General features: G+C 40.6%; 16 protein-coding genes, 2 tRNA genes and 1 pseudogene. 8 read left to right on the top strand and 11 right to left on the bottom strand.

Going from position 1 to position 13,097, the window contains the following annotated elements; translation table 11 throughout:
- Positions 1-5: 5 nt before the first annotated feature.
- Positions 6-1,655 (bottom strand): hypothetical protein, encoded by a 1,650-nt coding sequence (locus tag QXW63_02760; protein ID MEM3460821.1) that lies wholly within the window; start codon positions 1,653-1,655, stop codon positions 6-8.
- 169 nt (positions 1,656-1,824) lie between these two features.
- Between QXW63_02760 and QXW63_02765 the strand changes: the two genes are divergently transcribed.
- From QXW63_02765 to QXW63_02780, 4 genes are read left to right on the top strand one after another with little or no spacing between them, the layout of a single operon-like run.
- Positions 1,825-2,046 carry a hypothetical protein gene (locus QXW63_02765; GenBank protein ID MEM3460822.1) on the top strand — a complete coding sequence of 74 codons (222 nt, stop codon included), beginning with the start codon at positions 1,825-1,827 and terminating at the stop codon, positions 2,044-2,046.
- Between the two features lie 4 nt (positions 2,047-2,050).
- Entirely contained in the window at positions 2,051-2,275 is a 225-nt protein-coding gene (locus QXW63_02770; GenBank protein ID MEM3460823.1) for a hypothetical protein, read from the top strand.
- Positions 2,276-2,288: 13 nt separating this feature from the next.
- Complete coding sequence (locus tag QXW63_02775) at positions 2,289-3,779, top strand: amino acid permease (protein ID MEM3460824.1); 1,491 nt, start codon at positions 2,289-2,291, stop codon at positions 3,777-3,779.
- A 2-nt stretch (positions 3,780-3,781) separates the two neighbouring features.
- Positions 3,782-4,054, top strand: coding sequence for a hypothetical protein (locus tag QXW63_02780; GenBank protein ID MEM3460825.1), 273 nt, complete (start codon positions 3,782-3,784; stop codon positions 4,052-4,054).
- Positions 4,055-4,400: 346 nt separating this feature from the next.
- Here QXW63_02780 and QXW63_02785 read toward each other — a convergent pair whose 3' ends face one another.
- On the bottom strand, positions 4,401-5,765 hold the full coding sequence (locus QXW63_02785) for an Nre family DNA repair protein (GenBank protein ID MEM3460826.1): 1,365 nt from the start codon (positions 5,763-5,765) through the stop codon (positions 4,401-4,403).
- A 70-nt stretch (positions 5,766-5,835) separates the two neighbouring features.
- Positions 5,836-5,913, bottom strand: a tRNA-Asp gene (locus QXW63_02790).
- Between the two features lie 651 nt (positions 5,914-6,564).
- Between QXW63_02790 and QXW63_02795 the strand changes: the two genes are divergently transcribed.
- Positions 6,565-6,948 carry a YkgJ family cysteine cluster protein gene (locus tag QXW63_02795; protein ID MEM3460827.1) on the top strand — a complete coding sequence of 128 codons (384 nt, stop codon included), beginning with the start codon at positions 6,565-6,567 and terminating at the stop codon, positions 6,946-6,948.
- 94 nt (positions 6,949-7,042) lie between these two features.
- Here QXW63_02795 and QXW63_02800 read toward each other — a convergent pair whose 3' ends face one another.
- Together QXW63_02800 and QXW63_02805 are read right to left on the bottom strand one after the other, a co-directional pair.
- Positions 7,043-7,249, bottom strand: a complete 207-nt coding sequence (locus QXW63_02800) for a hypothetical protein (protein MEM3460828.1) — start codon at positions 7,247-7,249, stop codon at positions 7,043-7,045.
- 80 nt (positions 7,250-7,329) lie between these two features.
- Positions 7,330-7,560 carry a TRAM domain-containing protein gene (locus QXW63_02805; GenBank protein MEM3460829.1) on the bottom strand — a complete coding sequence of 77 codons (231 nt, stop codon included), beginning with the start codon at positions 7,558-7,560 and terminating at the stop codon, positions 7,330-7,332.
- Between the two features lie 659 nt (positions 7,561-8,219).
- Between QXW63_02805 and eif1A the strand changes: the two genes are divergently transcribed.
- Both eif1A and QXW63_02815 read left to right on the top strand, forming a co-directional pair.
- The gene (gene eif1A, locus QXW63_02810; protein ID MEM3460830.1) at positions 8,220-8,525 is read left to right on the top strand and encodes a translation initiation factor eIF-1A; all 306 of its coding nucleotides are present in this window, start codon (positions 8,220-8,222) and stop codon (positions 8,523-8,525) included.
- A gap of 140 nt (positions 8,526-8,665) precedes the next feature.
- Complete coding sequence (locus QXW63_02815; GenBank protein MEM3460831.1) at positions 8,666-9,073, top strand: CBS domain-containing protein; 408 nt, start codon at positions 8,666-8,668, stop codon at positions 9,071-9,073.
- A gap of 528 nt (positions 9,074-9,601) precedes the next feature.
- Here the strand turns inward: QXW63_02815 and QXW63_02820 are convergent.
- Together QXW63_02820 and QXW63_02825 are read right to left on the bottom strand one after the other, a co-directional pair.
- Positions 9,602-10,054: a hypothetical protein gene (locus QXW63_02820; protein ID MEM3460832.1), complete on the bottom strand. Its 453-nt coding sequence runs from the start codon at positions 10,052-10,054 to the stop codon at positions 9,602-9,604.
- 118 nt (positions 10,055-10,172) lie between these two features.
- Positions 10,173-10,276 (bottom strand) — tRNA-Ser (locus tag QXW63_02825).
- An 81-nt stretch (positions 10,277-10,357) separates the two neighbouring features.
- Here QXW63_02825 and QXW63_02830 point away from each other — a divergent pair.
- The gene (locus QXW63_02830; GenBank protein MEM3460833.1) at positions 10,358-10,579 is read left to right on the top strand and encodes a DUF2798 domain-containing protein; all 222 of its coding nucleotides are present in this window, start codon (positions 10,358-10,360) and stop codon (positions 10,577-10,579) included.
- A gap of 7 nt (positions 10,580-10,586) precedes the next feature.
- Here QXW63_02830 and QXW63_02835 read toward each other — a convergent pair whose 3' ends face one another.
- From QXW63_02835 to QXW63_02850, 4 genes and pseudogenes are all read right to left on the bottom strand, one after another.
- On the bottom strand, positions 10,587-11,204 hold the full coding sequence (locus tag QXW63_02835) for a methyltransferase (protein ID MEM3460834.1): 618 nt from the start codon (positions 11,202-11,204) through the stop codon (positions 10,587-10,589).
- A 1-nt stretch (position 11,205) separates the two neighbouring features.
- Positions 11,206-12,239, bottom strand: a pseudogene (locus QXW63_02840) (RNA-guided pseudouridylation complex pseudouridine synthase subunit Cbf5).
- Positions 12,240-12,296: 57 nt separating this feature from the next.
- Positions 12,297-12,581, bottom strand: a complete 285-nt coding sequence (locus QXW63_02845) for a 50S ribosomal protein L14e (protein ID MEM3460835.1) — start codon at positions 12,579-12,581, stop codon at positions 12,297-12,299.
- Between the two features lie 79 nt (positions 12,582-12,660).
- Positions 12,661-13,080, bottom strand: a complete 420-nt coding sequence (locus QXW63_02850) for a DUF3795 domain-containing protein (GenBank protein MEM3460836.1) — start codon at positions 13,078-13,080, stop codon at positions 12,661-12,663.
- Positions 13,081-13,097 lie beyond the last annotated feature (17 nt).

Here is a 13,097-nt window from a genome sequence, read left to right on the forward strand (position 1 = left end):
TTATGTTATGCATAAGCCTTGGAGATAACTTCTACTAAAGTTTCATGCTCTTTCTCAGAAAGCCAGCCTTCATTTTTTAGCGATTTTAAGTTGTTCAGGATTTCTTCTCGTGCCGATTCTGCTTTTAAAATATCGGTTCTGCTGCCTTTCTCGCTTATTTCTCTTTCAAAAACTGCGTTTCGCTCGATTAACGCTGGAAGTCTATAGAAGTGTGAGCTTAGACTTTTGAAGCGTGGGGCAAGTAACTGTTTGATTTTGGCTCTACCTAGAACTCCTTTGAGTTTTGTTAAGAAGCTTATGCTGTTTACGATGGATGGAGGGAAAATTACGAAGCGTTTGCCTTTTTCAGAGGTGTAGCAGACTAAATATAACGGCACATAAATTATCGTGTTTTGTTTATGTTTTTGTTCAATTCCAAGCTTTTCAAATCCAGCAAGCCCCGTTTCTCTCATCTTAGCCATCTTGTTTATCTGCTCAATTATAGTCGCAGTCGTTTTCTCCAGTTTTTCTATTTCTTGCTTGTGAAACTGAATTTTAGAGTCACGAGAAGCTTCAAGTTCTAACAAATCTTTTTTGGCTTCTTTTATTTTGGCTTCCCATTCAGACTTCAGCCTTATAGTTTCAATCGACCTGGTATCTTCCACTTCTTTTATTCTCTTTCCAACATCCTTTATCTTCGATTCGATGTCGGAGAGTTCTTTTTTGGTTTCGCTTATTTTTTCTTTCCATTTTCGTTCGCCGACAGCATCCTTGCTTGCTGCTCGTGTTTTTGCTTCCAGTTTGTAGCGTTCAATTCTGTTAAGCGTTTGTTCTTTGGTTTTTTCAAATTTGACCTTCTCTTTTTGCAACGGAAGAAGTTGTTTTTCGATGTCTTTTGCGAGTTTAGCTATTTTCTCGTTGTATTCTTCGTTTATGCGGTCTACTTTAGGTTTTACGATGGCTTCTTGTTTTTTGATTTCTCTGTTGAATTCGTCTTTGATTGTTTTTATTTTGGCTCTAATTGTTTTAGTGAAGTTGCGTGTTGTGTTGTTTAATAGTTTTATGCTGCCGTAAAGAGCGTCAATTTCTTCTTTAAACGTGGTTTTGAGATTTTCAAGTTCTTGCAATGAAGAAAGGATAGAGGATTCTTCCAAGGTGGGTGATAACATGGTCAAATCTGACAGGGAGGTTTCAACTTGATTGGCTTCGTTAAGGTATGAGGCAAATTCGCTGAGGAAACTTGGGTCGCTAATGAGGCCATTTATTGCAATTTCTTTTGCGCCTTCGGGAATTTGGAAATAGTTGATGTTGTCAACAAGAGAAGCCATGTATGTCTCGAGGGTTTTTGAGCTTCTTTCGATGTTTTCGGTAAACGCCTTTACGTCGGGAATGGCGTTATAAGTCAAAGTGTAAGCTGTATTGCTTAACCCATCGAAAAGAAGGTTAAGCTTGCTCCAAGGGATAAGCCAGAAAGGATAACAAAACTCGGATATGAAAGCTATTTTTTCTGCGGGTTGCTTCAGGATTAGGCCGCCACCTTTGGCTCTTTCCAGTTCAGCGAAGCAGAAAATGGCGGTTTTTTCCATTTCTTTTGTGAATTCTTCCTTTCGGTTTTCAGAGAGCGCTGAAAAGGGAAGAATGAGTTTGGCGGTTTCAGAACGTGGATATTCAATCATTTTATGATTCACGCTATTATAGATTAGTAAGTTCATTTTTTAAATTTGTCATAAAAACCAACGCGTAGTCATCTCATCCCTTTATATCATCAGTTAATATTCGTTTCTTTAAAAGACTAAATTGTTATATAGATTCGCTTTGACTGAAGTAAGCCATAGAGTGAAAAATTTGCGCCGTAAAGGACAACGCCTCACAAAGATTGTAGCAATGATTGGCGGCTTCCTAATATTAGCAGGAATAATCCTTCTAGGCGTAGCAGTTTTGGCTTCGTTGGGCTATTTGAACACTGGCATGTTGCTTGAAAGCAAATATTTGCCTCTGTTCGCTGTTGCAATGGTAGCCATCGGCTTGCTGGACACGATTGCAGCAGTCGTAATTGCTCGCTGGTGAAAAAATGGCAAGTGTTAGAAAGGTAATTTCACGACTTGTAGGAGGAGTTCAATGCGTCTTAGGCGTGGTAGCATCAGTTTTTGCCTTCATAATCTATGCAAGTCCTTCAATGCGAGAAACAATAGCCATAACATCAGAAGGAGAAGTTTACCTTTACATGTTTCTATCATTAATCTTCGGCGTATTTTCAATCCTAAGCGGATTACTTCTTATCCGCGGAGAAAAATAAGAGAGGATTGAAGATGAACGAGCCTCGCCTCAAAAGGGAACTTGGGCTGCTTCAGACAACTATGATGGGAATAGGAGGCGCAATTTGTGCTGGTGTTTTCGTAACCTTAGGCTATGCTGCAACTCTCGCGGGCACTGCTCTCATAATAGCTATGATTCTATGTGGAATCATAAACCTATTTACAATGTTAAGCTATGCAGAGCTTGGTGCGGCCATTCCAAGTGCTGGTGGCGAGTACACTTTTGCTAAAGTGTCTTTTGGCGGTTTCTTATCATTTGCAACTGGATGGTTTGAATGGGTTAGCAACATGTTCTATGCGTCGTTTTCTGCGGTTGGGTTTGCGTATCTGGTTTCTTATGCAGTTCAAGTGGCCAATCTGCCAATAACAGTTAACGTTCCAATAGTCGCAGTAATAACAGTAGCGATATTCACCGTAATCAACATTAAAGGCGTGAAAGAGACGGGCAGAACCGAAACTGTCCTAGTAATTGTTTTGTTGGCTCTCTTAGGTGTGTTCATATTTTGGGGATTATTCGGCAGTCAAGGGGCTGGCAGTTTTGAACTTTCGGCGCCTGGAGGCTTTCTAGGCGTATTTAAGGCGACAGCATTCATATTCGTGGTTTATTTGGGTGGAGAAGCCATAGCGGTTGCGCAGGCAGAGATAAAAGAGCCGGGTAAAACGATTCCACGTGCAATATTATTGTCATGTTTGGCTCTAATTATCATTTACACAACGATTGCATTTGTCGTTTTCAAGATAGTTCCGCCTGCAGATCTTGCCGGCAAGGAGTCGCCTTTGGCTTATGTGGCAGAACGGTTTATGGGACCTGTGGGTGTTGGCATAATAACAATTGCTGGAAGCATTGCCGCTTTATCGTCGGTTAATACTTCGATTATGGCTCAGTCAAGAGTTGCATATGCATTAGCCAGAGATGGCTATTTTCCGAAGAGTTTCTTCATGGTTCACAAACGCTTTTCTACACCGCATATAGCGATTCTTGTAGGATCAATTTTTGTAGCGGCAGTTGCGGCTACAGGAGTTGTTAATTTTGTTGCGTACGCGACTGATTTTGGTTTCATAATAGGCTTCGTTTTTGTTAATCTTTCATTGATTAAATTGAGAAGAGATAAGCCGAATTTGCATAGACCATTTAAGGTTCCACTTTTTCCGTTAACACCTATTTTGGGAATAATCACATCATTATTACTGATTAGCTTTCTTGAGCCGAGCACACTATTCATAGGCGCTGAACTCTTCATTTTCGGATTAATCGCCTACTACATAAGAATGGTGGGGTATCATCGCATTTGTCTTGCTGTAGGCGGAATGAACCTGGGCATAAGCACATTTTCAGCGTTGCTTGCTCTCTTATTAGCATCAGGTTCTTTGCCGTTACCGCTATCTCAAAGTATGGTTTCGCTACTTTTTTGGGCTGCCATTCTCATTAGCATAATTTATTTAGTTGCTGGTTTGCTTAACATCACCAAAGAGAAGAGCGAGTGACAATGGCTGAAGAAGAAGAGAAACACCTTTTAAAGAACACCGTGGAGGAAGAACGGTTAAAAGTTTGCAACATTGTTCGAAGACTGGGTTCAAAATTAAGTGGACTAATGATTACCTGTGGCTTTCTGGTTTTTGCTTTTGGTGTTTACGCCTTGATAACTCCGCAAGACTCTATTCTTTCAGCGAGGTTAAACATCGTGTTTACTGGCGCTTTGGGTTTTCTCGGCGGCTTAAACATTCTATGTGGTTTACTCCTTCTTCTCGGCGAAGACTAAACCCAGAAAAAAACATTCATTAGAGTTCCAGAGCGCAATTCATAGCATAAAGGAAAGAAATTTGAAAAAATAGGGGATATTTAGCCAGTTGTGATTGTTATTTACTTTGTTTTTCCTGTTTTCCCCTTTTTCTTCTTTGTTTTGCTTCCAGCCACGATTGTGACCTCGAATCTACAATTCCGCTGGTTTTCTATAAAAGATTTTCTGTTGTCTTGTAGTGTGAGCCTATCTTTCCAAAATATTCCTGAACATAACTGTTGGCTGTTTTTTAGTTGATTTTGAAGGCAATGGCGTGTTTGAAAGCTAGATAATTGTAGAAAAGACAAAAAGCTGTCAAAAACTGGATTTATGCTGTATGTTGCTTTCCAAAGAAGTCTGTAATTCTTTTCTGGAAAAGTGCGTTTTTTAATAGTTCGCTTCGCATTATCCATTGTTGTATGGGAATTTGGAATTTGCCAGCGATGAACTTTAAGGCTTCGTTTAAAGTGTTGAACATGAAAGGTTTTTGGCGCATGGCGTTTCTCACGTTTTCTCTCACTTGCCACACGCCCACTGGCATTATGTAGCCTGGGTGCGCTTCTCTTAAAACAATGACTGTTGCTTGTCTTCTTTCCTTCACAAGCAGTTCGCAAACGGCAAGTCTTGCAGCGTAGTAGCATCCGCCTATTTCTGCGTAGGTTGTTCTTCCCTCATGGCCTTCCCAGTCTCCGAACATGACAACATTTTTGCCATTAGGGTTCCAAACTGTGCCGGGATACCATGCTTCTATTGCTTCGTAACTCCATGCATTCGGAATCATTAAAACTTCAAAAAGGTTATCCAGATAACGAGACTCGTAAACGCGATATTCGCTTATTTCAGGGAAAGTTTTCACCTTTTCCATCAAGTCTTTTGAGAGTATGCTATCAACGGCGGTTATGCTCCATCGAGTGGGCACAAGTCGCCTGTTTTGTTTCAAGCCGAAAGCGCCGACGCTGAAGGCTCTCTGAATTTTAGTGACTAAAACGCCTTTGTCGTAAAGCTCCAAAACCGCGTTTGTAGCTTTTAAGTCGGTGTCGCTGTATGCCTTTTCTATTTGATGGTCCCATCTGGCGTTGCCAACAAGCAAGTCGCGTATTGGCGCTGACGGCCCAAACGGTTGCACATCGTCGTCTAGGAACAGAAAGCCTCTGGGCTTCTTAGTCAATATTAATTCTACATCAACGGGCTTAACTGCTAAGGCTAATTCGCGAGTTTTGTCGATTATTTTTCCTGCTTCTTCGAATTTTCGTACTTGTACGCGGTGTTTTCCGCGAATGAGCATTGAACGAAAACTGACAATCTCGTCGATGGTTTTTCCAAGCCAAAATTCTGGCAGGTCATAAATGCTCGTGTCCTCTTCAATCGGCGGCACTAAGGGTCCAGCATAAACGTATGGATAGCCGATTCTTCCAACAAAAACGCTTGGAGGCGAAGCTCCAGCAATGTCTTCGCTTTGCATTAATGGAATGCTCTTCAGAAAATAGTTAGCTCTAACGATTATTGGGCAGCGAGCCTTGCCGCATAGAAATCTGGAGCCTTTACAAGCCACACACAAGCCGCTTCTGGACGCTTTTGTAACTAAAAAATCTTCACCACATTTCACATCAGCGCCAAGATTGGAACCCTTTAAAATATCAAGTAACCAAACGTTCGGTGAACGCTTGTCTGCCTGCCAATAAGAACTGTTCAACGTTTTGTCATTAAAATTTTGATTAAACTTGCTCTTATGTTTTCCTTACATGAAACTGTCAAAAAGAATATGGCGCCCTGGCCGGGATTTGAACCCGGGTCCAGCGGGCGACAGCCGCTTATACTAGACCGGACTATACTACCAGGGCTGTTGAACGGTTTAAGACGCTAAACTGAATAAAAAAAGAATTTTGATTAATTAAGCTTTCTTGACGCGTCTTAGACAACATTTGGTTCAAACTATCTATGAGAGGAGTAACAAAACAAACCTAAAAAAGCAAACACTTTCAATGGCGTCGGAATTAGGGTTCAAATTTGTGTTTAGATTTAACGTGTGAGCCGTTTTTAGAGAAGCGGTGACGTAGCGAGATTTGCGGGGTTAAAGCTTGTTCTTAGCGCTGTAATAAAATTGTTAGTTGGTTCCTCTGCGTTGTTTTTTGGAGTCTTTCTCTCTAAGGCAGCTATACCCCCCTTATTTATAGGTTGAACCGAGACTGGGTCAGCGATGTTGGTTATGAATGTCTATGCTTGAGTTTTGTTGCTAAGAAAAAAACGGGAGAAAAAGGCAGAAGTGTAATGCTTTTTGCAGTTTGTTGCTTGGGCTGTCTATGAAGCTTTGTGATCTACCATTTTTCGGAGTATCGCCAGCCGCCTTCAAATGTGTCTAGTAGGCATTTGACGCATTTCGTGTATTCCATGGTGGATATGTTAAGGATTTCATCGTCAAGCCATAGATGTTGAAGATTGTATTGTGCGCGCCAGAAAAACTAATAAAAGAAAGCTAGAAGTAAAATCTGTTCATGCATTGTTCGCATTGCGGAATATGTTGTAAAAAAACTGAAATGATGCTTTCTAATGCGGATATTGAACGTTTAGAAAGAGTGGGCTATAACAAGCAGAAATTTGTGCGTTATGACAAGCATGGTCTTGCTAAACTAAAAAATCGCCGAGAGTTCTGTGTTTTCTATGACGCCCAAAAACGCCGCTGCAAAATTTATAAACATAGACCATTAGGATGCCGAATTTATCCAGTAATCTACAGCGAACAAGAAGGAATAGTGGTGGATGACCTTTGTCCAATGAAAAACACAGTCTCGGAAATAGAACTCAAAAGAAAAGGACGAAAAGTAATAGAGCTTCTGCAAAAAATAGACAACGAAGCAGCTTCTCACAGAAATACTTGAAAGAAGCGCTGAACAAAATTTTCATTGACAACGAAAACAAAAACAGATTTTGTTAGAGAGAGCGCATAGTTCGCTTCTCATATGCTTCCTAGTTCTAGGTTTCCGATGTTTCAAGATCTTCTAGAAAAATTGCAAACTGATTCTTTTTCTTGAAATCTTTGTCTTTTTCTGCTTGCATTATGACACATTTCATCCAATTTCTAAGTTCAGAATGATAATCTAGCTTAGACGGATCTTTTCTCTCTATTCTCTTGATCCAAGATTGTGTTGACTTGCTTAACTGCTTATTTTCCATTTCCATAGTTCTCACCTCATTTTTTAGTATAAAGATAGACAAACAGGAGAATATCATGAAAGACATCGTGGCGATTTCCGCTACAATTAGGCTTGCACTAGTTCTCCGATAGCGAACCTATTTCCAACGTTGGTTATTTTGAACTTCACGTGTTCTCCTTGTTTAGCGTTTGGCACAAATATTATAAAGCCTTCAATCTTTGCGATTCCGTCGCCTCTTCTACTCATATCCTGAATTTCAGCCTCGTATTCTTTGTTAAGTTCAACAGGTTTTTTCAAGTTGTACCTTGATCCACTACTTCTAAATTTGTACGACATTTTATCACCTCAGTTAATTTCCAGCTAGAATTGTCCTCAAAAGTAAGAACGTCTATAGCCGTTATACCTTTTTGGAAAAGACTAACCGCCTGACCTAAGATACTCCGCCTTTCTTATTAACCTTTGTGAAAGAAAGATTCTTCTTTTTATAATCTTCCAATTCTTTCTAGTCTCAAAAAAGGATAGCAATGTTTTTAAAGGATATCAACAATGCCATAATGCCTTTCGGTGGTTAAGATGCCCAAAAGCAAGAAAGAGAAAGTTGCAGGTCTGGAAAAGCACAAGCAATTGCAAAGAGCTAAGGAAATGAAAAGGAAACAGAGAAAACAGGTTGCGCTACCTACAAAACATACTAAAAGTAAAAAATAGTCAATTACGCAACACGCAAAGACCGCAATAGGCTATCTCTCATCAATCTCGCAGTTCTTTCGAACTTTTTGCAAAATAATAGTTTCAAAAGCACGCAAATTTGCATTTTTGGATCCTTAGAATGATGTTTTCGCCAATTCGCTTGAGCTAGACTAATATACTTGGCGGTATAATCATTTATGGCAGTTGGGATTCTCTAGAGAAAGAGTTCGATCATATATCGTTTCACTTTTCTCTGATTGTTCTGACCAATGCATGTAATTGGGTTTCCATGATTTGGAGGTGGAAAATTGGGTAAAAGAAAAGTCATCAACGAAGAAGAACTTGAAAATATGTTGTTGCCTAGTGCAAATGACGTGCTGGGCATAGCTATTAAAATGCTTGGTTTTGACAGAATCTTGGTGAAGTGCCAAGATGGTAAAGAACGATTATGCAGAGTTCGGGGCAAATTGAAAAGGCGAGTGTGGATTAGAGAGGGAGACATAGTTTTAGTTTCTCCTTGGGATTTCCAGTCAGACAAAAGAGGCGACATATTCTGGCGGTATAGGAAAAACCAGACTGACATGTTGAGGCAAAAGGGCTACCTTACAATGTAAAGCGATATATGTGCAATGCGAACGTGACTTCGATGAAAGAGAAAACATGGGCAAGATGTTATGGCACACACACTAAATGACATGCGTGCATAAAAGTAAATTTAAATATTTTATGTGCTTTCTTGAAAGAAGGATTTATTATGAAAAAGTTGACCATGGCTGATGTGAAAGTTAGTAGGGTTATGACTAAAAATCTGATTACCGCCTTGCTTGGTAGCATGGTAGAGGAAGCTGTGAAGAAGATGGTTGACTTTGATGTTGAATGCCTTCCTATCGTTGATTCGGAGGGGAACTTGCATGGTTTGCTTACCTTTAGAGATATCGTGACGAAGGTTGTTTATTCACAAGCTGATGTCAGAAAACTCAAAGTCGAAGACATAATGACTAGGGATTTGGTGACTTGCAATCTTGACTACACAGTTCTTGACGTTGTAAAAATAATGAAGAATAAACATCTTAGGCGTATTCCGGTCGTAAACGCCAAAAATAAACTCGTGGGATTGATCACTGATTTTGATTTGGCATTGTTTGGATGGGATTTCAAATAAGTTTTCGCATGGTCTTGCTGAAGCCTATGTAGTCTCTTTTATTGAAGTGCGTGTTGCCTTTTGCTTTTTTACTAATTCATCTTATTACACGCTTGTCAGATAGCGTTACCTTCTTTTCTGTTTCTTTCCTCCACGAGTTCTTCTCGTCTGGTAACCTCTTGCTTTATCACGGCGAGCGCTCTCTTTGGCTTTTCTACGGGAATCTTGTTCACTACTCATGTTCCTTCATCTCTCTCAAATATCAGCCGCATCCTTTCCAAAAAACCTTCTGTTAAAAATACAAGGCTTCCTTTTTCCTGCTCACATCAACCCACGTTAATGATTCGGCGTAAGCGCCGAGAGTTAGGTCTAAAAACACGTTTAAATTTCACGTGTAGTGACCGCTACAAAATATGCAGAAGGTGGCAACAGCCTTTTAATCTAATTCAAGAAACGCAGGTAGTAAGCGGTTAATTCATGAGATAAACCCTATAGAAGGAAGAACTAAAAACTGAATTACACGCATTGTGTTTTGAGACTCTATGATTCTTAGTTTGCTTTTCGAAATCTATTTCGCATTTTACTAACAGTTCTTGAGGAGGCAATAACAACTATGGATGATGCAGAAGCAACAGCCCCTGTTAAGATCAATAAGAATGGAATAGCAGGAGGATATTTGGTTTCAAATCCGAATCCTGCTGCGTAATAAGTACCGTTATACTCAAAATAGCTTGTTTCTTTAGCTCTTATCAAGTCATCAATTTGGGTGTCTTCTGGAGACCCGATATTCACATAATCTTGGCTTGACATTGCCTCAAGAAGGTAGGCATCAGGATTCTCCAAGACAAAATAATAGTTAGGCTTCTCACTGAGTTTAGAGGCATAAATGATGTATGATGAATGGTATGTAGATTGCATTTCGATTATGCAATATGCAGACACGGCTAGTGTTAGCGCAAAAAAGATTAACGCAAGTTTTGTTTCGGAGAACCTTCTTGGCACAGTGTCACCCAAGGATTAAACATTGTTTTTCTTCAAGTTATAGACATATGTGTGTCTTACAGCCAAGTGTACAATATGTACTGTACGCAAAAAAAGGACAGAAAACTAGCAAGAAAAGCGCCGGGAGTGGGATTTGAACCCACGCGGCCCTTTCGGGCCACAGGCTGAATGGCGCTTTTCGCGTCTCCAGGCCTGCTCCCTACCTGACTAGGAGACCCCGGCACGCTTGCTTAGACTTTACTATTTGCATGATTTAATGTTTATTTATTTGCCAATTAATACTTTGATTAACTGGTGACTTATTTGAAAATAAACAAGAAGTACTCTACGGTTCTGTTTGGAGTTTTCATGTCTTTAGGCATGTCTTGCATGCAGTCATTGGTTCTCAGCATGATAAATTTGAGGGGATTCTACGTGGATAAGTGGCTTGTAGCGTTTGCAATAGGCTTCATTGTAAGTCTTCCAACATCACTAGCCATAATTCCAATCGTTAGAAGAATCGTTGACAAGTTGACAAAAGAATAATTAGGCATTAGCGCTTTTCCGCCATCAACACTCGATAGCCACTTTCCCGCGCCAAAATTGTGAAATTTCCAAAAGCTTCTTCAAAAAAAGATTGCAGTCTTTTTCCTCCAATTTTAGATCTCACAACCATTTGAAAAAGAGCTTTGCTAGTCATGTGCGCTGGCGCTTCAGTAATTATTGCTTTAACCGTGCTCATTCCAGCACTCACAGGAGGATTAGAAAGAATACAGTCAAAAGTCAAATCTCCAACAGGCTCGTATAAATTTCCACACCTAACTTCAGCATTGCCAACACGGTTAATTTCAATGTTCTGCTTCGCAAGCCAAACCGCACGTTCATTCACGTCAACCATCACAACACGCAAACTCGGATTAAAAGTGGCAGCAGCAACTCCAACAGCGCCATATCCGCATCCAACATCTAAAACACTACCCTTCTCAGGAAGAAGCATAGACTCAACCAAAAGCTTAGTACCCAAATCCACACGCTTCTTGGAAAACACGCCCGAAGCCGTCAAAAATTCAAATGAAACACCACGAAGACAAACGTGGATTTTTCCAAGCTTCAGCTTAGACCTTGGTTGAGCAGCAAAATAGTGGTTTAAGCCATCATGTTTCTGTGGCATTTTAAATTTCGCCACTTTTCCAACATTTCGGATAAGTGCCTCTAGGCATAAGAACCCTCTTTGTTTCCGCAACAATACCATGTTCCATATGCAAAATTTCTTCTGTAGAAGCAGTAGCCTTAGCCAAAGCCACAGCCTCACCTTTCAACGACAACACAGCCACCATTGAACCATCCTTTATTCCAGTTTCAAGAGACAAAACGCCCGGCGCCGTAAGGTTTGCTCCATGACAAACAGCATCAACAGCAGAATCTCTAATGTAAATCTTCGGAACCAAAGCCAACGCGGTTTCCATCGGTCTTATAAATTTCTTAAGAATTTGGTCATCTTTCTGTTGCTGCCATTCCATAAACCAGTAAGCCACATCATGCAAAGTAACAATTTCTCCACCATCCTCAACAAACGGTCCCGCCCTTGTCCTACGCAATTCCTGCATGTGCGCACCACAACCTAAAACTTCTCCAACATCATAGCAGAGTTTGCGTATGTATGTGCCACCCTCGCATCCAACTTTGAAAAGCACATTTCGCCCATCCTTCTCCAGAAAGTCAATGTAATAGATTTTTCTTGTTCGCAGTTGACGTTTAACAGAAGCTCTCAAGGGTGGTCGCTGATAAATTGTATCTTCAAACTTCGCCAGCACCTCCCTAACAACCTCTTCATTTACGTCTCCATGAAGTTTCATAACACAAATGTACTCTTTCCCGCTGTGAAGCAGAGCTTGAACTGTCTTTCTAGACTCCTCTAAGGTTACTGGCAACACACCGGTCACGTTGGGATTTCTCTGGCTTAACGCTTTTAAACCTCTAGAGTCCCGCCGTGACCAACATGCTCCACATGAAGTATGCGTTTAACCCAAGCAGCTACTTCGTGGCTTGTGGGACCTGCTGGCTTGTCAAGGTTTATGACACCAAAGCGGATGTATTCCTCAGCAGGTCTTTCTTCTGGTATGTGTCCATAGCGCGGGTTTGTTTTGTCTTCAGCTTTCACTATTAGTTTGTGTTCAATTTCCCATGGAGCAACTGTTCTAGGCATAGCAGATGTTTCACTCCTACAGTGTACAAAAAAGAATTAGAAGTATAAGAGTTTAAACTAAGCCAGTGCTGGCTTAACTATTTTAGCCATTTCTTCGAGTTTACCAGCAGCCTTTAACGCTTCTGTTACTTCTTCGTCCGACGCGCCTCGTTTAATGTCTATCTTATCCATTAGTGGCTCAATGTGGTTAACATTTGTTCTACGTCTCCTCACGCCTGAAACAGTTTTTGGACCAGTTACTAAAACGAAACTCTTGTCTATTATGTCAACTATTACGCATTTTCTTCCAGCCTCTCGACCAAGCAGTTTCACACAGAGTCTACCAACTTCTATTGCTGGCAAATATAAGCCTCCTTTTAGGGGGTATAATGAAACCCTTCAAAGAGGTATTTATTAGTTGCTGAAATAAGGTTTTTCAGATTTACGGACAGAATGAGCATTGTCCTTTCTTTTTCTGTTCTGCAATCCATGCGTTTAAGCCTATTTCCTTCATCTTCTTTGAATTTTCAACGGTTCGCTTATGATGAGGAACTCCATCTGAGCTGAATGCAGTAACATGAGCACATGGGAATTCTCTGCACTGGAAACAGTATTGAAAGCCTTTCTTCTTTGCGCAGAGCATCATCTTGCAGTCATCGCTCCAATGTGCCTCAAGTGGACCTCTGCATCCTTCACATCTTATCTGTTCAGGTTTCAAAATTTTGTTGCGCTCTCTTCTAAACCATTCAAGTATCTCATTTCGCAGTTTTTCGTCGCCACGACCAGCACGGCGTATATCACATTTTGCACAGTTCAAACCGCAAACCGAGATAGCCCAGTTAGCTGAATCTTCATCTTTCATTACTTTGCCTCCTTCAA

The organism is Candidatus Bathyarchaeia archaeon, from assembly GCA_038873195.1.
Lineage (GTDB): Archaea > Thermoproteota > Bathyarchaeia > Bathyarchaeales > Bathycorpusculaceae > DSLH01.

Coding starts and splice junctions, on each gene's coding strand:
- QXW63_02760 (MEM3460821.1), bottom strand. CDS start 1,655: ATGATTGAATATCCACGTTCTGAAACCGCCAAACTCATTCTTCCCTTT.
- QXW63_02770 (MEM3460823.1), top strand. CDS start 2,051: ATGGCAAGTGTTAGAAAGGTAATTTCACGACTTGTAGGAGGAGTTCAA.
- QXW63_02775 (MEM3460824.1), top strand. CDS start 2,289: ATGAACGAGCCTCGCCTCAAAAGGGAACTTGGGCTGCTTCAGACAACT.
- QXW63_02780 (MEM3460825.1), top strand. CDS start 3,782: ATGGCTGAAGAAGAAGAGAAACACCTTTTAAAGAACACCGTGGAGGAA.
- QXW63_02795 (MEM3460827.1), top strand. CDS start 6,565: ATGCATTGTTCGCATTGCGGAATATGTTGTAAAAAAACTGAAATGATG.
- QXW63_02800 (MEM3460828.1), bottom strand. CDS start 7,249: ATGGAAATGGAAAATAAGCAGTTAAGCAAGTCAACACAATCTTGGATC.
- QXW63_02805 (MEM3460829.1), bottom strand. CDS start 7,560: ATGTCGTACAAATTTAGAAGTAGTGGATCAAGGTACAACTTGAAAAAA.
- QXW63_02815 (MEM3460831.1), top strand. CDS start 8,666: ATGAAAAAGTTGACCATGGCTGATGTGAAAGTTAGTAGGGTTATGACT.
- QXW63_02835 (MEM3460834.1), bottom strand. CDS start 11,204: ATGCCACAGAAACATGATGGCTTAAACCACTATTTTGCTGCTCAACCA.
- QXW63_02850 (MEM3460836.1), bottom strand. CDS start 13,080: ATGAAAGATGAAGATTCAGCTAACTGGGCTATCTCGGTTTGCGGTTTG.